27 protein-coding genes and 1 pseudogene are annotated in these 25708 nt (G+C 65.0%); 11 read left to right on the forward strand and 17 right to left on the reverse strand.

Annotated elements, in window-relative coordinates; translation table 11 throughout:
* Nucleotides 1-1063, forward strand: a 1063-nt coding sequence (locus tag E3O49_RS18530; protein WP_134451264.1) for an IS256 family transposase, incomplete at its 5' end; no start/stop codon positions are given.
* A 51-nt stretch (nucleotides 1064-1114) separates the two neighbouring features.
* Here E3O49_RS18530 and E3O49_RS18915 read toward each other — a convergent pair.
* Nucleotides 1115-1216: pseudogene (locus tag E3O49_RS18915) on the reverse strand (helix-turn-helix domain-containing protein); the annotation flags it as partial.
* Between the two features lie 258 nt (nucleotides 1217-1474).
* Here E3O49_RS18915 and E3O49_RS18535 point away from each other — a divergent pair.
* The 3 genes from E3O49_RS18535 (at nucleotide 1475) to E3O49_RS18545 (ending at nucleotide 5486) form a co-directional block, all read left to right on the forward strand.
* Nucleotides 1475-3907 carry an ATP-dependent DNA helicase gene (locus tag E3O49_RS18535; protein WP_160141047.1) on the forward strand — a complete coding sequence of 811 codons (2433 nt, stop codon included), beginning with the start codon at nucleotides 1475-1477 and terminating at the stop codon, nucleotides 3905-3907.
* Between the two features lie 109 nt (nucleotides 3908-4016).
* Nucleotides 4017-4187 carry a hypothetical protein gene (locus E3O49_RS18540; RefSeq protein WP_160141048.1) on the forward strand — a complete coding sequence of 57 codons (171 nt, stop codon included), beginning with the start codon at nucleotides 4017-4019 and terminating at the stop codon, nucleotides 4185-4187.
* 876 nt (nucleotides 4188-5063) lie between these two features.
* Entirely contained in the window at nucleotides 5064-5486 is a 423-nt protein-coding gene (locus tag E3O49_RS18545) for a YkvA family protein (protein ID WP_134366485.1), read from the forward strand.
* A 149-nt stretch (nucleotides 5487-5635) separates the two neighbouring features.
* On the opposite strand, the gene E3O49_RS18550 is transcribed toward E3O49_RS18545, so the two are convergent.
* The 3 genes from E3O49_RS18550 to E3O49_RS18560 are packed head-to-tail and all read right to left on the reverse strand — an operon-like array spanning nucleotide 5636 to nucleotide 8035.
* Nucleotides 5636-6247 carry a TetR/AcrR family transcriptional regulator gene (locus tag E3O49_RS18550; RefSeq protein ID WP_134366484.1) on the reverse strand — a complete coding sequence of 204 codons (612 nt, stop codon included), beginning with the start codon at nucleotides 6245-6247 and terminating at the stop codon, nucleotides 5636-5638.
* A gap of 17 nt (nucleotides 6248-6264) precedes the next feature.
* A complete protein-coding gene (locus E3O49_RS18555; protein ID WP_134366483.1) occupies nucleotides 6265-7059 on the reverse strand; it encodes a hypothetical protein in 795 nt (264 codons plus the stop codon).
* A complete protein-coding gene (locus tag E3O49_RS18560; protein ID WP_134366482.1) occupies nucleotides 7052-8035 on the reverse strand; it encodes an ABC transporter ATP-binding protein in 984 nt (327 codons plus the stop codon). Before E3O49_RS18560 ends, E3O49_RS18555 begins: the two co-directional genes overlap by 8 nt.
* Before the next feature lie 329 nt (nucleotides 8036-8364).
* Here E3O49_RS18560 and E3O49_RS18565 point away from each other — a divergent pair, with 329 nt between their 5' ends.
* Nucleotides 8365-8760 carry a hypothetical protein gene (locus E3O49_RS18565; RefSeq protein WP_134366481.1) on the forward strand — a complete coding sequence of 132 codons (396 nt, stop codon included), beginning with the start codon at nucleotides 8365-8367 and terminating at the stop codon, nucleotides 8758-8760.
* A gap of 50 nt (nucleotides 8761-8810) precedes the next feature.
* Here the strand turns inward: E3O49_RS18565 and E3O49_RS18570 are convergent, their stop codons facing one another.
* The gene (locus tag E3O49_RS18570; protein ID WP_134366480.1) at nucleotides 8811-9908 is read right to left on the reverse strand and encodes an ATP-binding protein; all 1098 of its coding nucleotides are present in this window, start codon (nucleotides 9906-9908) and stop codon (nucleotides 8811-8813) included.
* 200 nt (nucleotides 9909-10108) lie between these two features.
* Between E3O49_RS18570 and E3O49_RS18575 the strand changes: the two genes are divergently transcribed.
* Nucleotides 10109-10546, forward strand: a complete 438-nt coding sequence (locus tag E3O49_RS18575) for a hypothetical protein (RefSeq protein ID WP_134404480.1) — start codon at nucleotides 10109-10111, stop codon at nucleotides 10544-10546.
* A gap of 553 nt (nucleotides 10547-11099) precedes the next feature.
* Here E3O49_RS18575 and E3O49_RS18580 read toward each other — a convergent pair.
* Genes E3O49_RS18580 through E3O49_RS18630 form a run of 11 tightly spaced genes read right to left on the reverse strand, consistent with a single transcriptional unit; the run spans nucleotide 11100 to nucleotide 21237 of the window.
* On the reverse strand, nucleotides 11100-11600 hold the full coding sequence (locus E3O49_RS18580; protein WP_134366478.1) for a GNAT family N-acetyltransferase: 501 nt from the start codon (nucleotides 11598-11600) through the stop codon (nucleotides 11100-11102).
* Nucleotides 11597-13141 carry a M81 family metallopeptidase gene (locus tag E3O49_RS18585; protein ID WP_134366477.1) on the reverse strand — a complete coding sequence of 515 codons (1545 nt, stop codon included), beginning with the start codon at nucleotides 13139-13141 and terminating at the stop codon, nucleotides 11597-11599. The genes E3O49_RS18580 and E3O49_RS18585 overlap by 4 nt, the downstream gene beginning before the upstream one ends.
* Complete coding sequence (locus E3O49_RS18590) at nucleotides 13138-14370, reverse strand: NAD(P)/FAD-dependent oxidoreductase (protein ID WP_160141049.1); 1233 nt, start codon at nucleotides 14368-14370, stop codon at nucleotides 13138-13140. The genes E3O49_RS18585 and E3O49_RS18590 overlap by 4 nt, the downstream gene beginning before the upstream one ends.
* A complete protein-coding gene (locus tag E3O49_RS18595; RefSeq protein ID WP_134366475.1) occupies nucleotides 14367-14663 on the reverse strand; it encodes a (2Fe-2S)-binding protein in 297 nt (98 codons plus the stop codon). The genes E3O49_RS18590 and E3O49_RS18595 overlap by 4 nt, the downstream gene beginning before the upstream one ends.
* Complete coding sequence (locus E3O49_RS18600; protein WP_134451271.1) at nucleotides 14663-14932, reverse strand: (2Fe-2S)-binding protein; 270 nt, start codon at nucleotides 14930-14932, stop codon at nucleotides 14663-14665. The genes E3O49_RS18595 and E3O49_RS18600 overlap by 1 nt, the downstream gene beginning before the upstream one ends.
* Nucleotides 14925-16202, reverse strand: coding sequence for an NAD(P)/FAD-dependent oxidoreductase (locus tag E3O49_RS18605; RefSeq protein ID WP_134366473.1), 1278 nt, complete (start codon nucleotides 16200-16202; stop codon nucleotides 14925-14927). The genes E3O49_RS18600 and E3O49_RS18605 overlap by 8 nt, the downstream gene beginning before the upstream one ends.
* 9 nt (nucleotides 16203-16211) lie before the next feature.
* Nucleotides 16212-17663, reverse strand: a complete 1452-nt coding sequence (locus E3O49_RS18610) for an aldehyde dehydrogenase family protein (RefSeq protein ID WP_134366472.1) — start codon at nucleotides 17661-17663, stop codon at nucleotides 16212-16214.
* 8 nt (nucleotides 17664-17671) lie between these two features.
* Nucleotides 17672-18406, reverse strand: coding sequence for an amino acid ABC transporter ATP-binding protein (locus E3O49_RS18615; RefSeq protein ID WP_134451273.1), 735 nt, complete (start codon nucleotides 18404-18406; stop codon nucleotides 17672-17674).
* A 6-nt stretch (nucleotides 18407-18412) separates the two neighbouring features.
* Nucleotides 18413-19069, reverse strand: coding sequence for an amino acid ABC transporter permease (locus E3O49_RS18620; protein ID WP_134366470.1), 657 nt, complete (start codon nucleotides 19067-19069; stop codon nucleotides 18413-18415).
* Nucleotides 19070-19081: 12 nt separating this feature from the next.
* Nucleotides 19082-19852, reverse strand: a complete 771-nt coding sequence (locus E3O49_RS18625; RefSeq protein WP_134366469.1) for a transporter substrate-binding domain-containing protein — start codon at nucleotides 19850-19852, stop codon at nucleotides 19082-19084.
* On the reverse strand, nucleotides 19849-21237 hold the full coding sequence (locus E3O49_RS18630; RefSeq protein ID WP_134366468.1) for an aminotransferase family protein: 1389 nt from the start codon (nucleotides 21235-21237) through the stop codon (nucleotides 19849-19851). Before E3O49_RS18630 ends, E3O49_RS18625 begins: the two co-directional genes overlap by 4 nt.
* Before the next feature lie 273 nt (nucleotides 21238-21510).
* On the opposite strand from E3O49_RS18630, the gene E3O49_RS18635 reads away from it, so the two are divergent.
* The 4 genes from E3O49_RS18635 to E3O49_RS18650 are packed head-to-tail and all read left to right on the forward strand — an operon-like array spanning nucleotide 21511 to nucleotide 24930.
* Nucleotides 21511-22743: a thiolase family protein gene (locus E3O49_RS18635; protein WP_134366467.1), complete on the forward strand. Its 1233-nt coding sequence runs from the start codon at nucleotides 21511-21513 to the stop codon at nucleotides 22741-22743.
* Complete coding sequence (locus E3O49_RS18640) at nucleotides 22737-23435, forward strand: 3-oxoacid CoA-transferase subunit A (protein ID WP_134366466.1); 699 nt, start codon at nucleotides 22737-22739, stop codon at nucleotides 23433-23435. Before E3O49_RS18635 ends, E3O49_RS18640 begins: the two co-directional genes overlap by 7 nt.
* Complete coding sequence (locus E3O49_RS18645) at nucleotides 23432-24094, forward strand: 3-oxoacid CoA-transferase subunit B (RefSeq protein ID WP_134366465.1); 663 nt, start codon at nucleotides 23432-23434, stop codon at nucleotides 24092-24094. The genes E3O49_RS18640 and E3O49_RS18645 overlap by 4 nt, the downstream gene beginning before the upstream one ends.
* On the forward strand, nucleotides 24091-24930 hold the full coding sequence (locus E3O49_RS18650; protein WP_134366464.1) for an IclR family transcriptional regulator domain-containing protein: 840 nt from the start codon (nucleotides 24091-24093) through the stop codon (nucleotides 24928-24930). The genes E3O49_RS18645 and E3O49_RS18650 overlap by 4 nt, the downstream gene beginning before the upstream one ends.
* A 107-nt stretch (nucleotides 24931-25037) precedes the next feature.
* Here E3O49_RS18650 and E3O49_RS18655 read toward each other — a convergent pair whose 3' ends face one another.
* Nucleotides 25038-25268, reverse strand: coding sequence for a hypothetical protein (locus tag E3O49_RS18655; protein ID WP_134366463.1), 231 nt, complete (start codon nucleotides 25266-25268; stop codon nucleotides 25038-25040).
* A 7-nt stretch (nucleotides 25269-25275) separates the two neighbouring features.
* On the opposite strand from E3O49_RS18655, the gene E3O49_RS18660 reads away from it, so the two are divergent.
* On the forward strand, nucleotides 25276-25629 hold the full coding sequence (locus tag E3O49_RS18660) for a hypothetical protein (RefSeq protein ID WP_160141050.1): 354 nt from the start codon (nucleotides 25276-25278) through the stop codon (nucleotides 25627-25629).
* Nucleotides 25630-25708 lie beyond the last annotated feature (79 nt).

Genomic DNA, 25708 nt, shown 5'->3' on the forward strand with positions numbered 1-25708 from the left:
CACCCGGCCGCGGACGTTGACGACGACGGCCGGGGACCTCGATCTGAAGATCCCGAAGCTGCGCGCCGGCTCCTTCTTCCCGGCGCTGTCGGAGCGGCGTCGCCGGGTCGACCAGGCGTTGTTCGCGGTCGTGATGGAGGCCTACGTTCACGGTGTATCGACCCGGAAGGTCGACGATCTGGTCAAGGCGCTCGGTGCTGACACCGGGATCTCGAAGTCGGAAGTGTCCCGGATCTGCGCGGGCCTGGATGCCGAGGTCGCCCAGTTTCGCGACCGCACCCTCGCCGCGCGGGACTTCCCCTACGTGTTCCTTGACGCGACCTACTGCAAGGCCCGCGTCGGCCACCGGATCGTGTCCCAGGCCATCGTCGTCGCGGTCGGCGTCGCGGCCGACGGACGCCGTGAAGTCCTGGGTTTCGACGTTGGTGACAGCGAGAACGAGGGCTTCTGGACCAGCTTCCTGCGGTCGTTGAAGACCCGCGGCCTCGACGGGGTCAAGCTGGTCATGTCTGACGCGCACACGGGCCTGAAGAAGGCCATCGGGACCGTGTTCCAGGGCGCCGGCTGGCAACGCTGCCGGGTGCACTTCATGCGCAACGTCCTCGCCGTGGTGCCGAAGGGATCGCAGGACATGGTCGCCTCGATCATCCGCACCATCTTCGCCCAACCCGACCGCGAGCACATCGAGAAACAGTTTCGCGAGGTGACCACGATGCTGGACTGCTCGCACCCGAAGGTCGCGGCGATGCTCGTCGACGCGCAACCCGACCTCCTCGCCTTCGCCGGCTTCCCAAAGCGGCACTGGCGCCAGATCTGGTCCACGAACCCGCTCGAACGGGTGAACAAGGAGATCAAACGCCGCACCGACGTCGTCGGCGTCTTCCCCAACGCCGCGGCCCTGCTGCGCCTGGCCGGGTCGGAGTTGATCGAGCAGCACGACGAGTGGGAAGCTGGCGAAAGACGCTACTTCTCCGAGGCCTCGATGCTCGAGCTGGCCGTCATGAACAACCCCATCGAGGTCCTCGACGAGGCGGTGATCCTCCCCGAACTCGCCACCGCCTAGACTAAAACCACTGACCTGCATGGTGTTGAGAAATTCCACCACTCAGCGGGACGTGACCCGCGCGATCCCCAACTTCCTTGCGATCTCCTTGATCGGGATCTTCTCCGATCGATGCAACCGACGTATCTCTGCCCAGTTCTCCACTGTTATCACCCTCCAAGGGTCTTACGGAGGGGTCCGAATTCAAACGACGCCACGGGGTCAGTATTCACCAGTCGTTGACACGAGTGGGCCGCGAAGGCCGCCGAACGCGTCGGCGCCGCCACCGTCACCCACCTCCTCAAGGATGCGCGCGCCGCAGCGGCGACCATGGGCAGCAGGCCGGGGGAGCCGCGGGTGGTGGATGTGGATCGGGCTGCGCGTGAGGTCGTAGGGACGGTGTCGGAGCATCACGCGGTCTGGGGTCCGCACATGATCGAGGCCGAAGCCCGCCGCTGGGTCCAGAAAGAAAACAGTCGCGGCCCCGTACCAGAAGGCACGGTTGAGCTCATCACCCGGCGTGCGCTGGAGACGGACTCGATCGCGGTGACGCCGCCCGCCCCGCACGGTTCTTTCGAGCCTCTGACTCGCCGGGACGGGTCGAGCATCTACGAGCACAAGGGCCGCATGCTCTTCACCTCCACCGGCCTCCTCGCCGCCGAAGACACGTTGTTGGCCGCCGGCCGCACCCGCACGATCGCCCCCATCACGGTGGCCGAGTTCGACCGCACCGCCGCCCGCCACACCGGACCGTTGGATGCCGGGCAGCGGGCCCCGGCACGTGAGTTCACGACCTCCGGCACGCTCCTTGTCGTCGCGACCGGGCCTGCCGGTGCCGGGAAGACCACCGCTCTCGCGTTGGCCGCCCGCGCCACCGAGCAAGCTGGCGGCCGCCTGATCGGGTTGGCCCCGTCTGCGACGGCGGCCGCCGTGTTCCGCGACGCCGTCGAGGTCCCGGCGGCCACGATCCACTCCTTCGTCCGCGCCTACGACACCCACGGGGACGCGACCCCGGACAGTCGCCACCCGGACGAGTTGAAGCTGCGGGCGGGGGACATCATCGTCGTCGACGAGGCCGGCATGGCCGGCACCCTGAACCTGGCTAAGGTCACGAGCATTGCTGAGCGTCACGGGGCGCACGTGCGCCTGATCGGTGACGACCGGCAGCTCGCCGCCGTTGAGTCCGGAGGGGCGCTGCGCCTGCTGGAACGCGAAGTCGGCTCGGTCAAGCTGGAGGAGATCCACCGGTTCACATCCCCAGCCGAAGCCGAAGCAACCCGGCAGCTCCGCGACCCTGCCACGGTGGGGGACCCATTCCGCTGGTACGTCGACAACAACCGGGTCACCGCTGGCGGCATCGACCGGATGACCGACCACGTCTTCGCCGCCTGGCAGCACGACGACGAAGCCAGCAAAAACGTCGTCATGCTCGCCCAACAGAACGTGACCGTCACCGACCTCAACACGAGGGCCCAGGCCAACCGGATGGGCGCCGGCCTCGTATCCGGGAAGAATTCCTCGCAGCTGCGCGACGGATTGGCCGCGTACCAGGGGGACAGGATCGTGACCCGCCTCAACGACGCCACCCTCCGCACCGGGCGCGGAACCGACCGGGTCAAAAACGGTGACGTCTGGATCGTGGGGAAGGTGCAAGCCGACGGGGCGTTGACCGTCACCCATGCCGGGCACGGCGGCCGCATCACCCTCCCCGCCGAGTACGTGCAGAACAACGTCGAGCTCGGCTACGCGTCGACCATTCACCGGGCCCAGGGCATGACCGCGGACACCGCGCACGTCCTCGCCGACTCTTCCACCTCCCGCGAACTCGTCTACGTCGGGCTGACCCGCGGCAAGGAAGCCAACCACCTCTACGTCGAGACCGAGGATGCCCAGCCGATGAGTGACGTCCTGGACACCATCGCCGGTCACAGCGACGGGATGCTCTCCGCCACCGAAACCATCCGCGCCGAACAAGCCCGAGTCGATGACCTGGTCACCCTCATCGATCAGTACGGCGACGTCGCCGAACGCGCCAAAACCGTCCGCTTCAATCGACTCGTGGGCCACACCCTCGACGAGACAGATGCCCGGAACCTCACCAGCTCCGAGAGCTGGGGAGCCGTCACCGCCGCCCTTACCCGCGCCGAAACCCAGGGCCTTGACCCGGCCACTTTGCTGCGGGACTCGTGGAACGAACGAGAACGCGGCACCGCCGACGACGCCGGCGCCGTCCTCTCCCACCGGATGGAGCGCCGCATCGAAACGGCACCCGTCGACCAGGCGTCGGCAGTGGGGGAGCGTCCGGCGGTGCCGGCGTGGATCGCCGACCGGCGGGTGCTCGACGCCGCAGGCACCGACCCCGCCTGGCACGATCATCTCGCCGAACGGTACGAGTACTTGGCCGTCCGCCTCGAGGAACGCGGCACGGCGATCGCCGTCGAACAGCCCGACTGGGCGCAGCAGCTCGGCGACGTCCCGGCCGAAAGCAACAGTCGTCAGGAGTGGGTGCGCCTCGCCGCTGAAGTCGATGTTTTCCGCGACCGGTACAAGGTCGACCCGTCCCAGACCGCGGCCATTCCTGTGGCCTACCGTGAACGCGGTGTTGGTGCGGAGCTCGCGGCTCGCGTGACAGAGCTGCAGGAGAAGCAGACTCAGGGCACCCCGCCGAGGACGCCTGAGGCTGGCCGTCGGAATCCGTCCACCGCGCTGGACGCGATGCGGGGAGCGAACCGGGCCACGGCCGACAAGCAGCGGGACGCGCAGCGCGCCGCGGGACTCACCGTCAAGGCCCGCCAGGCTACGCGCGGTGACCAAGCGACACAGGCAGATGACCCGCGCACCCGGGATGAGGGCCTTGAACGGTAAATCACTCAGCGGGAAAAGTTCCTATGACTGCGATGGCTGGTGAAGTTGTCATTGCGATCACGCAGTCGGAGAGATACCGTCAGGGGACCCTGGCAGAAGGAAGCCCCTAATGAAACCCAACCCCGAGTCCGACGGCGAATACACCGACACGGAACCTGAAGCCGACGCGACGACCCCAGCTGACGGGCGTGCCACAACTGACCCGGACGTTGAAGGCGAGTACACGGATAGCGACACCCCCAACGAGGCCAACCCCCAGGACACCCCGCCGCTGACCTAGCATTTGACCTGCAGTGTCGGCAAGGATTGCCGATCGTCGGGTACTCCACGCCGTCGCTACCGATCCTGCACGGCGGGACTACTTGGCCGACCGGTATGAGTACCTCACTGTGTGCCTCGAGGCACGGGGCACTGCGATCGCGGCGTAGCAGCCCGCGTGGGCGCAGCAGCTTGGTGACCTAGCGGCCGAGGGCGCCCACTGATAGCAGTGGGCATGCCTTGCGGTCGAAGTGGCCGTGTTCCGCGACCGGTACAAAGTCGACCCGGCACAAACGCCGGCCACCTCAGAGGCGTTCCAAGAGCGCGGAATTGGTGCGGAGCTGGCGGCCCGCGTAGCTGCCTCGCAGACGATGCAGGCTCAAAGGACGCTAGCGAGCGCGGCCGATGAGGGTCGGTAGAAGCCGCTCACCGTGGTTGACGCGATGCGCGCCGCGAACCGGGCTACGGCCGGCCGTGTGAAGAACAGCGCGCAGCCGGCCTCACCGTGAAGGCCAGACAGGCCACCCGCGGCGACCAGGCGACAGAGCCCGACGAGCAGCGATCCCGTGACGACGGACGTGCACGGTAGGTCTCAATCTCATCGACGTACAGAGCAATCCGCGCACGAGCCATCCATTACACGAGCCCCGCCATCGAGCCGGCTCCAGTCCTGTAGTGAGCAGCGGGGGTGAGAGTAGCCTGCTTCGCAAAGTAGGGGTGCTCTCGGGGGCTTTAATGTCCTGCCCCTTGTCCATCGTGCCCCTTACCTGGAGCCGGTGGGCGAGCGTGCGGCGCGAGGGTTCGTTGGACGTCTCCACTGCAAGAATCAGAGCATGACATCCAACGTTCGCTCGATGTTGCTCGACGAGTGGAAACTCGATTTTTGCGGACGCAAGTCATGACGTCCTGGTGGGGAATCGCTCTTGGCGTGCTCGGGGGGTTGCTCGTGCTCTGGCTGGCCATTGTCCTGCTCCTCTGGATCGAGCAGCGCCGGCATCCTGGCGGCGCTTCGCTTCGTGGCCTTCTTCGCCTTGCTCCTGACGTCGCCCGGCTTCTCAAACGCCTAACTTGTGATCGATCCGTGTCGATTGGAGTTCGTATTTGGCTGGCCGTTCTCTTGGTCTACCTGCTGTCGCCCATTGACCTGATCCCTGATTTCATACCGGTTCTCGGCTACGCGGACGACGCCATCGTGGTCGCGCTCGCTCTCCGTTTCGCGACTCGCCGGGCAGGCAGTGACGCGGTCCAACGACACTGGCCCGGGACGTCCGAAGGGCTAGCTGCCGTCCTCCGCCTGGCCGGTCTAAAGTCCCTCACCTAATGCTTGTGCTTGCCCCGAATTGGAATCCAGTTGGTCAGATGGGGCAGCGCACTCGCGAGGATGGCGAACGGTAACGGCAATGGTAAAAGAGGTCCGCGGCTGTCGCAGGCACCAAGCTGGGCGTTGCATGGCCCAGTACACGTCGACTTTTACGCGAGGAGTTTGGGTTGTGTGGCCGGGGCGCCGACTCCGTCTACAAAATAACTGACGGAAGCGCCGAGGAGCTCCGAGTTCGCGAGATCGTTGCCCAATAGTGGATGAACGGCCAGGCCGAACAGCATCGCCAGCAGCGAAATCGCGGCGAGTGTAGGGTCACACTCGGCGCGAACCCGGCCGAGGGACTGCTCCGCGGCGAGATAGCGGGCGATATCGTGCGGCGGCCCCTCCAGTGGCATCTGTACCCGTTCTCCGCGGAGCGGTGCGAGGGTCGGGTCGGCGATCATCGCCTGCTCCAGCGGCAGCAGGTCCTCCTGAAGCTGGGCAAGTTTTCGAATGACTTCGAGTAGGTTTTCGAGCACTGTGCCCCGTCCGGCCAGGGAGGGTAGCGTCGCCGTTGCTGCGACGATGGGTGCGTTGCGATCCAGCACCGCGGCGTAGAAGAGTGACCGCTTGTCGGCGAAGTGCCGATAGAGGGTGCCCTCGGCGACACCCGCCGCCACCGCTATCGAGCGAGTCCGGACGTTGGCGTAGCCGACCTCTCGAACGAGGGCCGTGGTCGCGTCGATGAGGCGTTTTCGGGTGGTGTCTCCGCGGGCGTTCATAGGTCTATCCAATCGGACTATTCGGTTATCGGTCTGCGAATGAAGATCACGAGACCGATGATGAGGCCGACTGCCGCGTAGATGCAGCCGATCAGAATGGCCGCCGCAAAAGTCAGGTCATCGGTTCCACCCTGCGCCAGTGCGGTGAGAGTAGTTCCGGGCAGCCACTGGCCGGCTTCACTCGACGCGGTCTTGATGATCGTCTCGATGAGGAGAACCCACCCGATTCCCACCGAGATGGCGATCGCCGCGGAACGGCTCAGCAGGGCGAGCACGAGTCCGATGATTCCCCAGACCACGCTGGCGCTGAACGAAGTCAACCAGGCGCGTGCGATCTCGCTGGCCAGGTCATCCATCCAGAGTTCAGTGGAGATTCCCGCGGCTTCCGCCGAGGGGAGCGCGGCCGCCAGGTTGACGACTACCGCCACCGTCGTTGCCAGGGCCGTCCAGATCAGCAGGGCGCCGATCTTTCCGAGCAGCAGCCTCCAGCGGTGTGGCTGGGCAGCGGCAAGCAGGCGGATCAGGCCCGTGCTGTAGTCCGAGGCGGTTGCAATGGCCCAGAACGACAGCGTGATCACTCCGAACATGCTGGCCGCCGAGGAGACTCCCGCGACAATTCCCGATGAACTCTCCAGAGTCGCCACGCTAGGGAAAGCGACTCCCGGACCTCCGCCGGGAGGTGCAGACCCGTTCGCTGCGATTGTGTAGATCACCGTGTTGATCAGCACGGCGAAGACCGCCATGAGGCCCAGCCACCCGAGCCAGATTCCCCGTCGGTTGAGACGGGTGAGTTCGCTTCGTAGCTCACGCATTGGTGGCAGCTTTCTTTCGGGCGCCCTGAGAGGCAGCTACTGGGTCGCGGGTCGGTGCCGCCGTCATCTTGAGAAACACGTCCTCGAGGGATTCGTCGATCGGGGTCAGTCGGCTGAGCGTGATGCCGGCCTCGTGTGCAGCACGATTGAGCGCCCCCGCGTCGGCGGCGGAGCCGTGCACGACGAGCGAGTCATCCTCGAGCGACCACCCCGCCGCCGCGAGAGCAACGCGCAGCCGGTCGACATCAGCGGGATGCTCCGGGGCAACCTCGATGCGCGCACCGGCCTTGTCGAGCAGCTCGCCCATCGGTCCCGAGAACATCAGCTCGCCGAAACGGATGATGACGAGATAATCGCATGCCGCCTGGATCTCGGCGAGCAGATGGGATGAGACCACCACCGTGCGCCCCTCAGCCGCCAGAGTCTTGAGCAACTGCCGAATCTCCACGATCCCAGCCGGGTCCAGGCCGTTGGTGGGCTCATCGAGGATCAGCAGGGCGGGGTCAGGCAGCAACGCCGCGGCGATGCCGAGCCGCTGCTTCATCCCGAGTGAGAAACGGCGAACGGACTCGTTTTCCCGACCCTCGAGACCCACGATGCGAATGACCTCGGCGACCCGGGTCGCGGGCAAGCCGCGCAGACGAGCCAGCGACAGAAGATTCTTACGAGCCGAGAGCCCCGGAACGAACGACGGTGCCTCGATGAGCGCTCCGACGTCGCCCGCGTAGCGGGCCGGTTTCGTGGTCGGGTGGCCGAGCACGGTGGCCTGGCCCGACGTGGAAGGAATGAGCCCAAGCAGGATGCGGATCAAAGTCGACTTGCCGGATCCGTTGGGGCCGAGGAGGCCGACCACACCGCCCCGGGGAAGAGTCACGGTGACCCGGTCAAGTGCAGTCAGGCTGCCGAACTGGCGCAGCAGGCCGTCAGTGGTGATGGAGGCTGCGGACGCATCCGTCTCGATAAATGATGTGAGCACTCACTCACATTAGACGGCAGAATCGCCCAGGACAAGAGCGACTTCGCAGCACGGGCGTGAACATACGCAAAGACTGACCCGTGGGGGCTGCCAAACGCCGGCCGAACTCGCCGCATCCCAGTGCGAATCGTGGGAGTTCGCGCTGTCTTCGACTTTCGCCGAAGCCGATATCAGGAGAACTCTATTCAGCACATTCTGCAATAGATGCACTTTAAAACGAACATAATAACCATTATCGGTCATATCGGATGTTATTTGACTTGTTATATTGCCCGCGAAAACACGAGCGATCCTTGCTATTGAGTCCGTGACGCGGAAGAATTGCGGGCATGAGTATTCCCGTCCCCGCTTCCCAACCAGGTCACCGCGCGTACGCCGATTCTGTGCGGCTGGACACCGGCGGGATCGTCACTGGTCTGCGCGAGATCCTCGGCGCCCGGCTCGTCGCCTACTTGGGCCGCGTTTCGAACACGCGCTCCGTGCGTGAATGGGCGGAAGGCTCTCGTGCACCTGGTGCGGACGTCGTACAGAGACTTCGTACCTCTTATTATGTTGCCGGCATTCTGATCGAGTGTGAGAGTGCGAAGACGATCCAGGCGTGGTTCCAGGGCATGAACCCGGAGTTGGATGACCAGTCCCCAGCTGCCCTGTTGCGTGGCGGGCCACTGGACGAAATCGGCCCGAAGGTCATCTCGGCCGCTCGCTCCTTTGCCGCCCACGGATAGCCGGCAGGCTCGCCGACTTCGCGGACACTTTGTCAGACTCGGTGGGCGGCTTAGTCCGTGGGCTTCGAACTGAGATACCGGCGTAGACCGGGGATGGCGAAGTCGACTTTGCCGAACCCTACCGATTCAATGAGTCCGGCTGCCAGGAGCCGTGTCCGGTAGTTGGCGACAAGGTTTGTCTTGGCGCCCAGCCGTTGCCCGATGTCGCCGGTGACCGACGGTCCGTCGTCTTTGGCCATGGCGTGAAGGAATTCCATGTCTTTGGGTGAGGCTGTCGAGAGAGCCGCTTCGATCACGGTGCGTGCGTTGCGTCGGTGGGCGGCTTCAATGGCCCTGCTGACAGCCTCCGCGTCGAGCGCGCCCTCGTTGCTTTCGGCTTCCCGCCAGAGGAAGTAGCCGACCAGCTGGATGAGAAACGGGTATCCCCCTGTTGCTTCAGAGGCTTGCCGGACCAGGGCCGGTGAGATGTTGAACCCCGCCGTCGCGAACGTGTCGGCGAACGATGTCTCCACATCCCGGACTGCGGCCGCATGCAGGTCGATCTTGTCGGCGCGGCGAAGGAAGGTCGCCACGCCTTCGTTGAGCAGGTCCGACACCGCGGCCGGCAGGCCGGCGAAGACCAGGCCGATGGGAAGCCGGTCCTGGATCAGGTGCTGGACACTGGCGGCCAGTTGCGCCAGTTCAGCACGGTCAGCGGCGTGGATTTCGTCCACGGTGATGACCAGACCGGTACCACGGCCCTGGAGGAGCCGGAGGAGTTCTTCAGCGAGGTTCCGCCAGGCGACCTGACGTTCAGGCGGGAGCTCTGTCGTGAGGCTGAAGCCGGCGGCGGAGACCGCGGTGATCCGGCGACCCTGCGGCCCGTTGCCGAGTTCCTCGGCCAGCTGGCGCATGGATTCGCCGATCCTTCCCATAAAACCGCCGGTGGCCGTCTCGGAGATCACGGCCCATCCGCGTTCCCTGGCCATGTCGTGGGCGGCACCGAGCATGACGGTCTTGCCGATGCCACGGGCACCGGTGAAGATGGTGAGAAGTCCCGGCGCACCTGAGCCCAGTCGTAGGCCGTAGGCGAACTCGTCGAGAAGGCCTGCGCGGCCGATAATTTCCGGCGGTGTCGCGCCGGCTGATGGCCGGAATGGGTTCTCCATGGTGGACTCCTTGTGAGTGGCTGTGTATCTTGTGAGTCTTGTTGGATCTGTGAGTCTTGTGAGCCTCGGCACCACCATACCGGCCCGCATCGGCTTTCGCACCAATTACGGGCATGAGTATCCCGTTCCCGCCAGGCAACCAGGTCGCCGCGCGTATGAGGACTCTGTGCGGCTGGACACCGGCGAGATCGTTACTGGTCGTGCTCTGGCTCATCGCGCTCGGCTGGCTCATCGCGCGTGCCACGGACGTCAAGGGCGGGCTGAGCTCGGCGGTCGTCGTGCTCACCGTCCCTGGGTTCTTCGGCGACCCGGCCCGCGAGGCGATCGCGATCGCGGGACTGCTCCTCCTCCTGTGGATTCCGGCGGTGCCCCTTCCGCGGATTCTGGTGCCGGTGCTGGGCGTCGTGGCGTCGGCATCGTTGTTCGTTTACCTCGTCCATTGGCAGGTCTTCCCGCTTCTCGCGGTCGAATTCCCACTACTCGCCACCCTCGCCTCCTTCGCGGTGGGGATCCTCGCCTGGCAAGGGTATTCCGCACTGAGTGGTTGGTGGGCGGCCCATCCCGCGGCCGTGGCCCGTGAGCTACTGTCCGATGTGCTCGCGAAGACGGACGGTCGCGACCGGCGAGGCGATCGTTGACGACCGGACGGTTTGCCGCGCAGACCCCATCGCTCTGAGCCGCTGAGCGGGGTCGAGAACGAACAGCACGGGGTCGCACTCAGCGCACAGACAGGTTGCGGCGAACTTCGTTTCAATGAAGCTAGTTCGATAGGCTCCGATTTATCGATCGCCTCGATGTAGGGTTCCCCCGCTTAATCCCCGCCGAACTGGTCTTTCTGTAGTGTGCCCGGCGTGTGGATGTGCGGATCCCACCGCGCGATCTCGCTCGGTTGATCACAGTCTGCGACGGTCAAGCGCTTGTGGAGGCGGGCGAACTCGTCGAAGTGGTGGAAGTTCTCATACCAGTGCCGGTTGATGTATGCGGAGATGTGGAAGGCTGTGCAGACTCTGGTGCGGCCGAACCGGCTGATGAGATTTCGGTGATGGCGTGATGCGGCCGTAATGCCCGGGCAGGTGCGCCTGGAAATCTGGTTTCCGGGCGGCTCGACGCCGTCGCCGAGCCAGAGCGGGTGGTGTGGGCAGACGACTTTCTCGTGGTTGGTGAGCCCGGAACTCCAGCCAATCCGGCGAGTTACCGCCTCATGCGGACATCCTGCGCTCCCGCTTCCGGGTCCCACTTCAGGGCACCTTCGACGACGAAACGATGCTTGCGATAGAAGGCCTGGGCGCGGTCGTTCTGCTCGACGACCCAGAGCGACGCCGACTGGTGAAGCAGGACAGCTTCCAGCAGCCGGGCAGCCACTCCGGAGCCGTGGCAGCTGACGTCGGTGTTCAGAACGTACAACTCCGTTTCGGCAATCGGCTCGGCGTCGTGCGAAGGCCCCGCCGAGGCGAATCCGACAATAGCGCCGTCTCGTTCGGGATCAACCGCGACGATCGTGCGTCTCCCGTCGTCCGTGCACAGGATCTTCCGCCAGTCGGCGATCCAGTCGGCGGTGTCCAGGCCCGCTAGGAAATTCGGGTCCATACAGGTTTCATAGGTGGCCCGCCAGACCGCGATGTGGAGCGTCCCGAGGGCGTCCGCATCCTCGAGGACGGCCGCCCTGAGGGTGAACCGGTCCTTGCCCGTCACTGTGGAATCCTGTCAGCAGCGAGCGCACCCGGGATGACGGCCACCCTGACGTCGGGCGTGAAGGTCGCGGAGAGGTCGAAGGGCCACAGGCCGGCGGGCAGGTTTCGGAACGGAAAGGTGGAGAAGTCATTCGATGCCACACCCGGTGCGTCCACGTAGATGATGTCCCCGACCAGGGGTTCGAACGCTGCGCGAAAGTGGTTCTTGACCTTCATGACCAGCAGGTCGTAGCCGGTGACGTCCAGCCCGATGTGCCCGAACAGCTCCGGGTCGTTCGCGGTGATCGGCCGCCCGGTCACGAGGATGTCGGTCCCCTGGGCGCGCAGGTGCACGGCGCCTTCGACGTCGACCTGGAGTCCGGTGTTCATCGGACCAGTGTTGCGGAACCGCCCATCGCTGACGCGAATGATGTCTACCTCGAGGTCGAGCGGCGGACCGAATTCGGGCGATATTTTCCCGCCCAGACGGATGCCGATGGTGGCGCCCTCCCCCGCGGCCCGGCACTGCGCGACGACCTCTGCATCGCACAAGGCGCCAATCAGCGACTTCGGCACGTGCGCGTTGAGCACCTCGGCGACCAGGGCCGTCGTGTCAGCGCTGCCGCCGCTCAGCGGGTTGTCGGCGATGTCAGCCAGCACGACCGGCCGAAGACGCTCGGGCTTCACCGCCAACGCGACAGCGGCCGCCGCGCCGGGCAGCTCGGTGACGAACTCACCGCGCAGTGACCACAGCAGTGATGCAAGGCCCCGGCAGCTCTCCTCGCCCAGCGCGCGGTCGGTGGCCAGTACGACGACGCTCGCACCGGCACCTGCAATGTCTGCGTAGGGATACCCGCCGAAGACGCTCGCCGCGACGATGCCGTCCCTCTTCTCCCAGTCCTGGGCCGCGGTGACCGCCTCGTGCATCGGGCCTTCGGCCGTGCGCATGTTGACGCTCGGCAGGAGCGCGGGCAGCTTGGCGAAGCACTGGTAGTACGTGATTCCGTCCCGGACTTGGCGTATCAACGCGGTTGCGGCGCGCACGCCCTGCTCGTACGCATCAACGTGCGGGTAGGTCTGGAAACCGAAGCAGGATGTCCGCTGGTCGATGAGCCCGCGGGTTACGTTCGCGTGCAGGTCCAGCGTCACGGCAATCGGGAACGCCGGCCCCCGCTCCCGCCGGATGTGCTCGATCAGGTCGGTCTCCGGGTCCTGGTAGTCATCCACGACCATGGCTCCGTGAAGCGCCAGGAGCAGTCCGTCGAGTTCGCCGGCGCCCCCGAGGGCCGTCAGCATGTCGCCGCGAATCTGCTCATAGGCCCTAGTAGTCACCTGGCCGGCCGGAGAGGCCGCCGCCGCGACCAGCGGAACCGGTACGAATTCGGTTTCCTCGAGCGCGTCGAGGAAACCGCCGAGCTCCGTCTTCGTGCCGCGGTAGGCCTCGATCAGATCTTCGCCGCTCAGTAGGGCCTCCTGGCGGAAGGCGTCGAGGTTCGTGCGGAGCGGGCTGAACGAGTGTGATTCGTGATAGAAGAAGGCAAGACCAAGCCGGCGCGTGCTCATGCCCGGTCGCCGCTCTTTTCCCACGCGCGCTGGACGTCGTCGTGGCCTCGCTGCACGTTGGCATCGAACTGGAACTCCATGGTGCGCCGGGCGCCCATGAGCTCGAGTGCGGCCCCGGCCGCGTCGCCGCCGTGCCGGGAGGAGAGGCCCAGGTCGTCGATGATGCTCAGCGCGACCAGTGCGCCCTGTTTCTCGGCGATCTTGGCGCTCTCGATGCCGATCGAGTTGCCGGCGACGTACATTCCGTCGAGCTGGGTCCGCAGGGTGTCGCTGTGCACGGGAACAGTTCCCCCGAGGTCGGGAGAGCGGACGAAGGAACAGTCCAGCGTTGCCAGGAGTTCGTTGAGCGGGATCAGTCCGTTGGCGAGGCAGACCGCATCGACGGCGACCTTGCGTTCGCTTCCGGGAATCGGCGTCCCGTCGGCTGTGACGTTGACCAGGGCCGCGCCAGTGACTTGGTCCGTTCCCTGGATGGCGACCAGGGAGGTGCGGAGATGGAGCGGGATGCCCCACATGCGGAGCGTCCGGGGAACCAGCCGCGAAGCGAGGGCCTGGACCCAGGACCACCCGAGGAAATGTCCGCCGAGTCGCATGTACTTCGCCGGTGCGAGTTTCGCCATCGGGGCGAGACGACCGAGCGTGGCTCGGGGGGAGCTGCCCTTTACAGTCGTGGGCGGCAGGACGATGCCGACAACGTCAACGCCGGCCAGTTGCATCGCCCTAGCGATGGTGAGCGAAAGCACGTCCATGCCGACGACGAGCACGCGGTGACCCGGCTTGACCCTATGGATGTTGGTGAGCACCTGGGCCGCACCGATGGTCATCGCGCCCGGAAGCGTCCAGCCGGCGACGGGCATCGGCCGCTCGACCGCGCCCGTAGCCACGAGCACCGCACGCGTCGTGAGCTGGCTGGGGCCGCCCGTCCGGCCTGCCGGGTACGTCAATCGAACCGTCCAGCCTGGCTCGAGTCCCCAGGCAACGACATCCGTCATCATCCGAGCTCCGGCGTCAACGGCATCCTTCTCGGCCTGTTCGGCCAGTTCCCACCCCTTCCACCAGCTGGAATCCGCAGGGTCCTCATGCAGCTGGCCGCGCAGCTTTCCGCCCATGGCATGGTTCTCGTCCACGACCATGACCCGGCCCCCCGCGGCCGCGACATCCCGGGCTGCGGTGAGTCCGGCTGGTCCACCGCCGATCACGACGAGGTCGAACGCTTCCGGGGCGCTCATTCTGCTGTCCGCTCTGACGCGAAGGAGTCGCCCTCGGTCGCCGGGGTCAGGCACGCACGCACCTGGGTGTCGTTGTTCAGCCACACGCGGCATTCGTAGCAGTGGCCGATGCCGCAGTAGATTCCCCGGGGCTCGCCGGCTACCGGCGAGACGCGGAGCTTCCGGACGCCGTTGGCGAGCAGGGTCGCCGCAACGGGCTCGCCCTCGCGGGCCGTGTACGGCTCCCCGTTGAAGGTGAAGCCGACCTCTTCTGCTGGAAGGTCAGGCAGGACAGGATGTCCGGTGATTCTCATTACTGCTCCCTGGTGATGACGAGATCCTGCAAAGACACGGGCCGAACGGGGAGGTGCACCGTCATGCTGCTGGTGCTCTGCAGCACTCCCTCGCTGGTGACCCCGACCATCGCTTCGACCGCCGGCCGGCAGACCCGCCCTTGGCAGGGGCCCATACCGGCCCGCGTGCGCATCTTCACTTCTTGGGCGTTGCAGGCGCCGGCGTCGATCGCGGCCCTCACGTCGGAGGCGGTGACGTCTTCGCACCGGCAGATCATGTGGTCATTCATGGCTGTTCCCTTGCCTTGAGTTGAATCGGTCCGGACCGAACTCCCCGACCACGGCGCTGACCGCCGCCGGCAGCGGCACCCTGTCCGAACCTGAGCGGATGAGGTCGACGGTGAGTCGACCCATGGCCGCGCACAAACCGAAACCGTGTCCGTTGTACCCGGCCGAAATCCAGAGGCGTTCCATGGAGGGCGCCGGGCCGAACAGCGGGAAGTGGTCGGCGGTCAATTCCACCGTTCCGGCGAAGGCCCGGATGATCGGTGCCCCGGCCAGGCCGGGAAAGAGCTCCGACATGTGCTTGCCCAGGAACGACATCGCCTCAGAGGAGCTCGTGACGTTGTAGCCGTCCTGTTCCCAGGGACCGCCGCCGCCAATCATGATGTTTCCGGCGTGGGTGCGGCGCGCGTAGACGCGGTTGCCCGAAACGAAGGGGAAGTTCTCCATGCCCGCGATCCGTTCGGTCACCATGATCTGTGAGCGCCGGGGCCGCACCGCAAGGTTACAGCCGGCCGATTCGCTGAATCCGGCCAGCCAGGGACCGGCGCAGAGAATGACGTGGTCTGCTTCGGTGACACCGAGCTCCGATCGGACTCCCCGGGCCTGGCCACCTAGCTCAATGACCGACTGCACGCGGCAGTGGTCGCGGATGATCGCGCCCGCCGCGCGCAGTTCGGCGATGATCGACGAGACCGCGGTGAACGGGTAACCCTGCCCATCCGTGGTGCCCATCAGCGCCCCCGCATTGTCGGGCGACACCCCAGGCAGCATGGCGACCGCCTCGTCGGGGGTTAGCATCCGGGTGGGAAGCCCGGCCAGCGCATAGTGGCGTTCGGCCATGTCCAGCAGGCCTCGCTCGTGGTCATTGAGCGCGATCATCGCGTGGCCCGGGCGGCGGAAGTGGCTGTCGAGGCCGCCGAGAGTGAGGTCCTCCCACAGGTCCATGGAGGCGCGTGCAAGGGCGACCTCGCCGATAGCGCGACCGAAGGCATAGATTCCTCCGGCGTTCCGGCCCGAGGCCGCAGCCCCCAGCGACTCGGCTTCGAAGAGCTCCACATGGGCCCCCGCACGCGTGAGGTACAGCGCCGTCATCAGGCCGATCACGCCGCCACCGACGATTACCACACGTTGCCCGGCCATGGTTCCCGCTGTGTCCGCCTGCAGGTGTGCGGTGAGGTTCGCATAGTCGGATGCCGCGAGAGTGGATTCCTCCTCGGTTGTCGTTAGCGGGTCCATGGACAGCATGGTCAGGCGATTTTCGAGTGCAACAGACATACGGTCCTCTCAGAAACTCATGTAGACGGACTTCAGTTCCGTCATGACGTCGAATGCGTGCGTCGACACTTCGCGGTGGCCGTTTCCCGACAGGCGCATTCCGCCGAAGGGCACTCCGGACTCCGCAGCTGATGTTCCGCTGTTGACGTAGACCACGCCGGAATGCAGATCGGTGGCCGCGCGGTGCGCATAGTGGAGGCTTTGCGTGTAGATCGAGGAAGACAATCCGTAGTCCGTACTGTTGTTCGCTGCGACCGCCTGCTCATAGTCGTCGACGTCGATCACGGCGACGACCGGACCGAAGACCTCGGTCCGGGCGATAGCGTCGGTTGCCCTGACACCGCCGAGAAAGGTCGGCTGGTAGAAGCTGCCATTCGGGTACTCCGCGAGCTCCGCCCTGGAACCTCCGCTGAGCACCTCGGCGCCGGCCTGGACGGCGGCCGTGACCAGCGAGGCCACCCGGTCCAACTGGGCAGGTGTGGCCAGCGGACCGAGATTCACGGCCGCATCCGTTCCATGGCCGAGCTTCAGTTGTTCGGTGCGGCGCAGGAGTTCGGCCAGCAGCGGCTCGCGCACAGACCGCTGCACGATCACGCGGCTTGCCGCGGTACAGCGCTGGCCGGACGTGGCAAAGGCTGACTGCATGATTCCGTTCGCGGCAAGGGAAAGGTCGGAGTCCTCGAGAACAATGATCGCGTTCTTGCCGCCGAGCTCCAATGAGACCGGGGTCAGGGTTCGGGCACAAGCCTCGGCGATCTCGATACCCACCGCAGTGGAGCCGGTGAATGCGACGGCGTCGACGCCGGGGTGGGTGGACAACCGGCGACCCGCGTCAATCCCGCCCCCGGAGAGGAGGTTGACGACCCCCGCGGGCGCGCCTGCCCTGACAAGCGCCTGGGTGAACAAAAGCGCACTTCCGCTGATATTCGGTGCGGGCTTCCAGACGACACAGTTACCGGAAACGAGGGCAGCGAAGATCTTGTACGCGGCAAGCGCGATCGGGAAGTTCCACGGCGTGATGCACGCGACCACGCCGACGGGTTCACGCACGGTCATGATCGTCCGGTTCGCCGATGCCGACGGGAGCACCTCACCGAGGGCACGAAGTCCCTCCCCTGCCATGAAGCGGCAGCTCGCGATCGTGGCGTCGACTTCCCCCAGCGACTCGGTGAGCACCTTGCCCATTTCCAGGGTCATGGTGCGGGCGAGTTCGTCCTTGACGGCCTCCAGCTCCTGGGCGACTCGGTGCAGCAGCCGCCCTCGGGCGGGCGCCGGCTCGCGCCGCCACGTCGGGAAAGCCAGCCGTGCGGCGTCGACGGCCGCATCGACGTCGGCGGCAGACGAGACGCCGTATCCCTCGAGCCGGTTGCCGGTTGCCGGGTCGCGGGTCTCGAATCGAGTCAGTCCGCTCGTACCCTGCCACGCGCCACCGATGAGATTTGCGCTGCTCGCTTCTTTCATGCCCTTGCCTAACTCACGTGCCGGAGAAAACCGCGGAGACGCTCGCTCCGCGGGGAGTCGAACAGCTGGTCCGGAGGCCCTTGCTCTTCGATGACGCCGTTGTGCATGAAGATCACCCGGTCGGCCACTTCACGGGCAAACTTCATCTCGTGGGTGACGACGACCATGGTCATCCCCTCGGCCGCCAGCTGTTTCATCACCTGCAGCACCTCGCCGCGCAGTTCCGGGTCAAGGGCTGAGGTGGGTTCGTCGAAAAGCATGGCGCGCGGATTCATCGCTAGCGCCCGGGCGATGGCCACGCGCTGCTGCTGACCGCCCGAGAGCTTGCGCGGGTAAACGCGAGCCTTCTCGGCCAACCCCACCTTCGCCAGCAATCCTGCGGCCAGGGTTGCGGCATCCTTCTTCGGAATCCCCAGAACCTGGATGGGCCCTTCCATGACGTTTTCGAGCACCGTCATGTGCGGGAACAGGTTGAACTGCTGGAACACCATGCCGATTTCGCGGCGGATCTCGCTGATCGCTCGTTTGGATCCGGTGAGGACCGTGCCGTCGATGAGGATGTTGCCCGAGGTGCTCTGCTCCAGGCGGTTCAGGCACCGGAGGAGGGTGCTCTTGCCCGACCCGCTTGAGCCGATGACCGCAACCACTTCACCGGACTTGACTTCCAGAGAGACCCCTCTGAGGACCTCGAGCTCATCGAATGACTTATGGAGGTCGATGACCTGGATGGCTGCTTCCGACATGTTTTCCTAACGCTCGCTCACGGACATGCGGAACTCGATCTTCCCCAGAATCCAGGACATCCCGGTGGTCATGACCAGGTAGATCACCGCGGCCACGATGTAGAACTCCATGTAGGCGTAGTTCGTGGCCGCGAACCTCTGGGAGACCATCATCAGCTCGTTTACCGTCACCAGTGATGCCAGCGATGACTCCTTGAGCATCGAGACGGCCTGGTTGCCGAGGGCTGGAATGCTCAGCCGGAAGGCCTGGGGCAGGATGATCCTGCGCATGACTTTGGCGGAGCTCATGCCCAGGGATTCCGCTGCCTCGATCTGCCCCGCGGGCACGGCCAGGATTCCGCCACGGAGAATCTCCGCGACGTACGCCCCGGTGTTCGCCCCCAGCGCCAGCACAGCCGCCAGCATGGCCCCGAGCTCGATCCCGATTTGGGGAAGCCCAAAGTACACGATGAACAGCTGAACCAGCACCGGGGTGCCTCGGATCGACCAGACGTAGAAATCCGCCACCCACTTGACGGGCTTGAACACACTCATTCTGGCAAGTGCCGCGATGAGCCCCAGCACCAGGCCGAGCGCCGTGGCCAGCACCGAAATTTCTATGGTGACCAAGGCGCCCGTCAACAGGTAAGGGAGGAACGGTGCGACGAGACTGAAATCAAGCAAGGTTGTCTCCCATTAGCGAATGTCGGTTCCGAACCATTTGGTGCTGATCTTGAGGTACGTGCCGTCGTCCTGGATCTTCGTGATCGCGGCGTTGAGCTTCTTGAGCAGGCCCGAGTTGTTCTTGTTGACCGCGATGCCCGCTGCCGCGTCGATGAGCGGGGTTCCGACGGCCTTCATGTCGTAGCCTCCGACCTGGATGGCGTTGCCGCCGACCGGGCCGTCGGTCAGGAGCCCGTCCAGGCGGCCGTTCTTGACGTCCTCGAATGCGAGCAGGTCGGACTTGTAGGTGACGACATCCGCACCGAGTGCCCGTGCCTTCTCCTCGAAGGTTGTGCCGATGGCCACGCCAATCTGCTTGCCCTTGATCTGAGCGGAGTCGGTGATGGACGTGTCGGTCGGAGCAAACAGCTGAGAACCGGTGTGGTAATACGGTTCGGTGAAGTCGACCTTCGCCTTGCGCTCCTCGGTGATCGCCATGCTCGAGATGATGATGTCGTACTTCTTGGCCAGCAGTCCGCCGAGGATGCTGTCCCACGGGGTGGCGACGTACTCGACCTTGACACCCATGTCCTTGGAAAGGGCCGTGGTGATGTCAACGTCAAAACCGACCAGCTTGTTGTCTTTGTCGTAGTAGTTGAAGGGAGGGTACGCGCCCTCAATGCCGACCTTCAGGGTGTCCTGGGCCTTGTCTTCGGTGGGGGCGGCGGCGCTGCTGCACGCGGCGACGCTGCCGACCAGCACGACGGCCATGAGCGCCGCAATTGATGTGGTTCTGATGTTCACAGTGCATTCCTTTCGTTGATGATCAGACTGCTTACGTCGACGTCGACATCGGTCAACGTTTGCTCCAGGATGTCGACCATCAAATCGATGTCGACGCGCTGGATCGTCAATGGGGGTGCAATGAGGAGATGCTGGCCACGGATTCCGTCGATGCGGCCCTTGCCCGGGTAAAAGATGGCGCCGTTCTGCATGGCCATCTCGTTGAACGCTTCCGACGTGATGTGCCGCCTGCCCCGAACGTCGAGGAGATCGAAGCCAAGGAGCAGCCCCCTGCCTCGCACCGGCCCCATGCGAGGCTGGCGCGCCTGGAGCTCGTCAAGCTTCTCGCGCAGGTAGCGGCCCTGAGCCACCACGTTTTCCAGCACGCTGTTGTCTGTGTAGTAGGTCAGCGCGGCATTGCCGGCGGCCAGGCAGACGGGGTGGCCGCTGTAGGTGTAGCCGTGCCGGAACACGCCATCACTGCGCTCCCGGATGACGTCGACGATTCGGTCGTGCACGATCATGCCCGACAACGGCGCATAGCCGCCGGTCACACCCTTACCGAACGTGATGATGTCAGGGGTAACGCCAAAGTGTTCGACGGCGAAGTTCTTGCCCGTTCGGCCGAAGCCGGTCATCACCTCATCGACAATGAGCACGATGTCGTGCCTGTCACACAGCTCGCGCACCCGGCCCAGGTATTTCGGGTGAGGAACAACGGCTCCCTGCTGACTACCGACTATCGCCTCACAGATGAACGCCGAGATGTTTTCGGCCCCGACCCGGGCGATGACCTGTTCGAATTCGCCGATGTAGTCAAACTGCTCGCCGGGGCTGCCGAGGTGAGGACACACCGATTCCAGAGGCTCATTCTCCGGGGCTGAGACATGGGGGTACGGCGCCAGCATCGGACTGAAACTCGTCCGGCGCCCGACGTCCCCCCCCGCGCTCAACGCTCCCAGCGTATTGCCGTGGTAGCTCTGCCACCGGCCGACGACCAGGTGCTTGCCCGGGCGCCCACTGTCGAGGTGGAACTGGCGTGCCAGTTTCATGGCTGCCTCGTTGGCCTCTGACCCACCGGAGGCGAAGTACACCGTTTCTAGGCCATCCGGGGACAGATCGGCAATCCGGCCCGCGGTCTCGACCATGACCGGTGTCTCGAAACGCACAGTGTGAGCGAACGCGACCTGAATTGCCTGCGCTGCCATCGCGTCGACTATCTCCTGGACGCCGTGGCCGAGATTGGCGGCGACTGCGCCGGAGGAAGCATCCAGATAAGCTTTGCCGTCGCTGTCGAAGATGTAGACCCCTGCTGCTCGCACGGCCACGGGGTACTTCTTGAGCAGGTTTCGGTGGAACACATGGTCCCGGACGGGCGCCTCGGCTGGCGCTGCAACGTTGCTCACCAGCTCTGACTCCTTCGTCGAGTGTTGTACGTCAGGCGAACGCTATGTCGCCGTAGCGAACAGACTAAGGGGACAGCGCGGGCAGAGTCAATACTCATTTGGGTAACGAATTTATCTTCAGCAACTCAGGCCGATTGTGGGCCCTGGCTACGCCGTCACTGCGGGCACCAATAGCCTTGACGCCGAGAGGTGGGCACGAATATAGTTCATATGTCGCACATTCGTTCGACAAGTGAACATTATTCGCCACGTGGCGTGAACACCGGAGGTGGCATGAATCAGGCATTCATCTACGACGCCGTACGGACGCCATTCGGCAAGTCCGGCGGCGCGCTGGCCGGCCTGCGTCCGGACGACCTGGCTGCTCACGTGATCCAGGCATCCCTGTCACGCGTGCCGACGTTCGATCCCGCCCTGATCGACGAAGTCGTTCTGGGCAATGCCAATGGCGCCGGCGAAGAGAACCGGAATGTGGCTCGGATGGCGACCCTGCTCGCGGGACTCCCCACGTCGATTCCCGGCACCACCGTCAACCGTTTGTGCGGATCCAGCCTGGACGCGGCGATCATCGCTGCCCGTCAGATCGGCGTCGGGGATGCGGACGTCGTTCTGGTCGGTGGCACGGAGTCGATGAGCCGGGCCCCCTGGGTCGTACCAAGGACCTCCGAATCCGCCGACGGGGACGATCGCGACCTCGTCTCGACCGAGCTGGGCTGGCGTTTGGTCAACCCGAGAATGCCGTCCGAATGGACGGTGTCCTTGGGAGAAGCAACCGAGCAGCTCAGGGAGAGGTACGACGTTAGCCGCGAACGTCAGGATGCATTCGCCGCCCGCTCGCACCATTTGGCGGACTCGGCCTGGGCCAACGGCTTCTACGATGAGCTGGTAACGATGGTCCCCGACACGGCGCTCACCCGAGACGAGTCAATCCGGCCCGGAAGTACCGTGCAAAAGTTGGCGACGCTGTCCACGGTCTTCCGTCCTGCGGGACCGGGGCCCACGGCCGGCACGATCACGGCGGGTAACGCGTCACCGCTGACCGACGGAGCCTCCGCAGCCTTTCTGGGAAGCGAGTCGGCCGCCGACTTGCTGGGCCTGTCCCCCCTGGCACGTATCGCCGGGCGAGGAGCGGCAGCAATAGATCCGCAATTCTTCGGCTTTGCTCCCGTCGAGGCGGCAAACCGCGCTCTTGCTCAGGCCGGCGTCACGTGGTCCGACGTGGGCGCCGTCGAAATCAATGAGGCCTTTGCCGCCCAGGCCCTGGCCTGCATCGACGCGTGGGACATAGACCCGACGATCGTCAATCAGCACGGCGGGGCGCTCGCCATCGGCCACCCTCTGGGGGCCTCCGGTACGCGGCTTCTCGGCACGCTGGCGCGCAGCCTGCAGGCCAGCGGCGAACGGTGGGGCGTGGCGGCCATCTGCATCGGCGTCGGCCAGGGCCTGGCCGTTGTCCTGGAGAACGTTTCCCCCCGGCGGGCGCCGACAATGGTGGGCGCATGCTGACCATCCACGACGATGTCGATGAGGCCGTATCGGAGATCACTGACGGCGCGATTGTCCTCATCGGGGGATTCGGCAAGGCCGGTCAGCCGATTGAGCTCATCGAGGCCCTGCTTCGGCGAGGGAGCCGCAACCTGACGGTCGTCAGTAACAACGCGGGGAACGGCACGGTTGGGCTGGCGGCGCTCATCGGAGCTGGGCGGGTCGCCAAGATCATCTGCTCCTTCCCTCGCCAGTCGGATTCGGAACTGTTCGACGCCAAGTTCCGTGCCGCCGAGATTGAATTGGAGCTCGTGCCGCAGGGAAACCTGGCCGAGCGGATCCGAGCCGCGGGGTCGGGAATCGGAGGTTTTTTCACCCCGACCGGTTACGGCACGATGCTGGCCGCCGGCAAGGAGACGCGCATGATCGACGGGCGCGGCTTCGTCCTCGAGAGTCCCATCAGAGCTGACTTCGCCCTGATCAAGGCGCTCAAGGCGGATGGAGTGGGCAATCTCGTCTATCGGAAGACGGCACGAAACTTCGGCCCGATCATGGCTTCTGCTGCCGCGCACACGATCGTTCAGGTTTCTGAACTCGTGGAGACGGGCGGTCTCGACCCGGAGAACGTCGTAACACCCGGAATCTTCGTCAACAGCGTTGTCGTCGTCCCGGCCCAGATCACATCCAACGGTTCGACGGAGGTCGCACGGTGACTGAGAGATTGACCCGCAATCAGCTCGCCAGGCTCGTTGCCCAAGATATCCCATCAGGCGCCTACGTCAATCTCGGCATCGGCCAGCCAACGCTGGTGTCGGACTACCTGACGCCGAGCCAGAACGTCACGCTGCATACCGAGAACGGAATGCTGGGTATGGGACCCGCGGCGGAAGGCGATGAGCTCGATGAAGATCTGATCAACGCAGGGAAGATTCCGGTTACCGAGCTCCCTGGCGCTTCCTACTTCCACCACGCCGATTCGTTCGGGATGATGCGCGGCGGGCACCTGGATGTCTGCGTGCTGGGTGCGTTCCAGGTCTCGGTCGCCGGGGACCTGGCGAATTGGCACACGGGCGACCCGAATGACATTCCGGCCGTGGGCGGGGCGATGGACCTGGCCATCGGCGCCAAGGATGTCTTCGTCATGATGAACCTGCTCACGCGTGACGGGCGCAGCAAACTCGTGGAGGCCTGCACGTATCCGCTCACGGGCGTCGGATGCGTCACCCGCATTTTCACGGACATGGCAGTCCTTCTTGTCACCCCCGACGGAATCAGAGTGCGCGACACCTACGGCTGCACCTTCGAAGAACTTCTACGACTGGTCGATTTGCCCCTGCTCGCGCCCGAACGTGAAAGTATGCTGAAAGCATGATTGAGGGGACCATCTCCGTGGAAGAGCCAAACGCGCAGCGCACCAGCGACCAGTTTGTTCAATCCCTGGCGCGCGGACTCGCGGTTATCCGCGCTTTCGACGCTGACCACACGCACATGACGCTCACCGAGGTTGCCAAGCGCACAGATCTGACTCGGGCCACAACCCGCAGGTTCCTGATGACCCTGGAGGAGCTAGGCTACGTCCGCTCTTACGGGAAGAACTTCACGTTGACGCCGCTGGTCCTGCAACTCGGCTACGCCTATCTCTCTGGTTTGAGCCTCTCGCAGGTGGCCCAGCCGCACTTACAGGATCTTTCCACCAAGCTTTCGGAATCCACGTCGGCCGCCGTTCTGGACGGCGCGGACATCGTCTACGTTGCCCGCGTGTCGGCCCGACGCATCATGACGGTCGGCATCAATGTCGGCACGCGGTTCCCCGCGTATGCCACCTCCATGGGACGCGTGTTGCTCGCCGGTCTGTCTAGGGCCGAACTCGATGCGTACCTGAATTTCGTACCTCTTATTGCCCTCACGCCTCGGACCATTTCAACTCGCGGGGCTCTCCTCGACGAACTCCACAAGGTCAGAGCCCAGGGTTGGGCCATGGTTGATCAAGAACTCGAGGTAGGCCTCATGTCAATGGCCGCGCCCATCTACGACAGATCAGGCCGTGTTGTTGCGGCGGTCAACGTCTCTCTCCCGGCCCAAAACGGCATGAGCGGCAGAGAGTCAATCGACAAGGTTCGGGAGGCGCTGATCCATGCGTCGGAAGCGATTTCGACGGATATCACCCTCATCGGCGACGGTGCGGCGAAGGGGCCGGGCCGAATCTAGCGTGCCGCCTGTCCGGCGCTGAGGGTCCCGCGCGCGCGGCGTTCTTGAGCGCTGGATGTTCTGATCAGGAGCGATTCTCGGGTGGGCGCGTCCGGGGTCATCGAAGGTCAGGCCGTTTCAGCGGCTACGTCGACATATCCCAGATACTCGTCGGACACCCTGAACGTCGCGGGCCCGGCGTGGGGTTCGCGGTGTTCGCTGCGGTCGCGGCAGCCGGCGAGGCCGGCGCGGAGCTTGAGCGAGTCGAGGGTGGGCCAGAGGGCGCGGTGGTGCAAGTCGACGAGTGCGGAGGAGGCTTTGGCGGAGCGGGTGTCGTAAGCGGCGCGGTGCGAGACCATGAGCGCGGTGAGTTCTTCGATGGCGATGGGGTGGCGGTACCAGCAGTCCGGGAGCCGGGAGCCGGGAGCCGGGAGCCGGGAGCCGGTAGCTGGGTTCGGCGAGGTTGGTGAGGTAGCGGCCGTCGAGCCAGGTGACGAACTGGCCGAGTTCGTCCCAGAGCTTCACGGCTTGATCGTGGTCGAGTGCCTCCCAGTAGTAGGGCCCGCCGGCGGCGCGGAGTTCGTACATGTCGAAGAGGTCGGGCAGGATCGTTTCGACGTTGACGAGGCGGGCGTCGAGTCCTTCGATACCCATCGGATCAAGATCATCCTCGTCGTTCATTTGGTGATCCCTTCGAGTCCTAGGAGCGTGGGTCAGTAACGGCAAAGTTTAAAACGCCGCCGGATTTCCCGTCCTTGGCCGTGGGGTCTGGGAAAATTGCTTATGAGCGATTCTGATG

Source organism: Cryobacterium shii (assembly GCF_004402595.1).
In the GTDB taxonomy this organism is placed as follows: Bacteria; Actinomycetota; Actinomycetes; order Actinomycetales; family Microbacteriaceae; genus Cryobacterium; species Cryobacterium shii.

Excerpts from the sequence above, each read along its gene's own strand:
- E3O49_RS18535 (WP_160141047.1), top strand. The coding sequence starts at position 1,475 with ATGATCGAGGCCGAAGCCCGCCGCTGGGTCCAGAAAGAAAACAGTCGC.
- E3O49_RS18540 (WP_160141048.1), top strand. The coding sequence starts at position 4,017 with ATGAAACCCAACCCCGAGTCCGACGGCGAATACACCGACACGGAACCT.
- E3O49_RS18545 (WP_134366485.1), top strand. The coding sequence starts at position 5,064 with ATGACGTCCTGGTGGGGAATCGCTCTTGGCGTGCTCGGGGGGTTGCTC.
- E3O49_RS18550 (WP_134366484.1), bottom strand. The coding sequence starts at position 6,247 with ATGAACGCCCGCGGAGACACCACCCGAAAACGCCTCATCGACGCGACC.
- E3O49_RS18555 (WP_134366483.1), bottom strand. The coding sequence starts at position 7,059 with ATGCGTGAGCTACGAAGCGAACTCACCCGTCTCAACCGACGGGGAATC.
- E3O49_RS18565 (WP_134366481.1), top strand. The coding sequence starts at position 8,365 with ATGAGTATTCCCGTCCCCGCTTCCCAACCAGGTCACCGCGCGTACGCC.
- E3O49_RS18570 (WP_134366480.1), bottom strand. The coding sequence starts at position 9,908 with ATGGAGAACCCATTCCGGCCATCAGCCGGCGCGACACCGCCGGAAATT.
- E3O49_RS18585 (WP_134366477.1), bottom strand. The coding sequence starts at position 13,141 with ATGAGCACGCGCCGGCTTGGTCTTGCCTTCTTCTATCACGAATCACAC.
- E3O49_RS18590 (WP_160141049.1), bottom strand. The coding sequence starts at position 14,370 with ATGAGCGCCCCGGAAGCGTTCGACCTCGTCGTGATCGGCGGTGGACCA.
- E3O49_RS18595 (WP_134366475.1), bottom strand. The coding sequence starts at position 14,663 with ATGAGAATCACCGGACATCCTGTCCTGCCTGACCTTCCAGCAGAAGAG.
- E3O49_RS18600 (WP_134451271.1), bottom strand. The coding sequence starts at position 14,932 with ATGAATGACCACATGATCTGCCGGTGCGAAGACGTCACCGCCTCCGAC.
- E3O49_RS18605 (WP_134366473.1), bottom strand. The coding sequence starts at position 16,202 with ATGTCTGTTGCACTCGAAAATCGCCTGACCATGCTGTCCATGGACCCG.
- E3O49_RS18610 (WP_134366472.1), bottom strand. The coding sequence starts at position 17,663 with ATGAAAGAAGCGAGCAGCGCAAATCTCATCGGTGGCGCGTGGCAGGGT.
- E3O49_RS18615 (WP_134451273.1), bottom strand. The coding sequence starts at position 18,406 with ATGTCGGAAGCAGCCATCCAGGTCATCGACCTCCATAAGTCATTCGAT.
- E3O49_RS18635 (WP_134366467.1), top strand. The coding sequence starts at position 21,511 with ATGAATCAGGCATTCATCTACGACGCCGTACGGACGCCATTCGGCAAG.
- E3O49_RS18640 (WP_134366466.1), top strand. The coding sequence starts at position 22,737 with ATGCTGACCATCCACGACGATGTCGATGAGGCCGTATCGGAGATCACT.
- E3O49_RS18650 (WP_134366464.1), top strand. The coding sequence starts at position 24,091 with ATGATTGAGGGGACCATCTCCGTGGAAGAGCCAAACGCGCAGCGCACC.
- E3O49_RS18655 (WP_134366463.1), bottom strand. The coding sequence starts at position 25,268 with ATGGTCTCGCACCGCGCCGCTTACGACACCCGCTCCGCCAAAGCCTCC.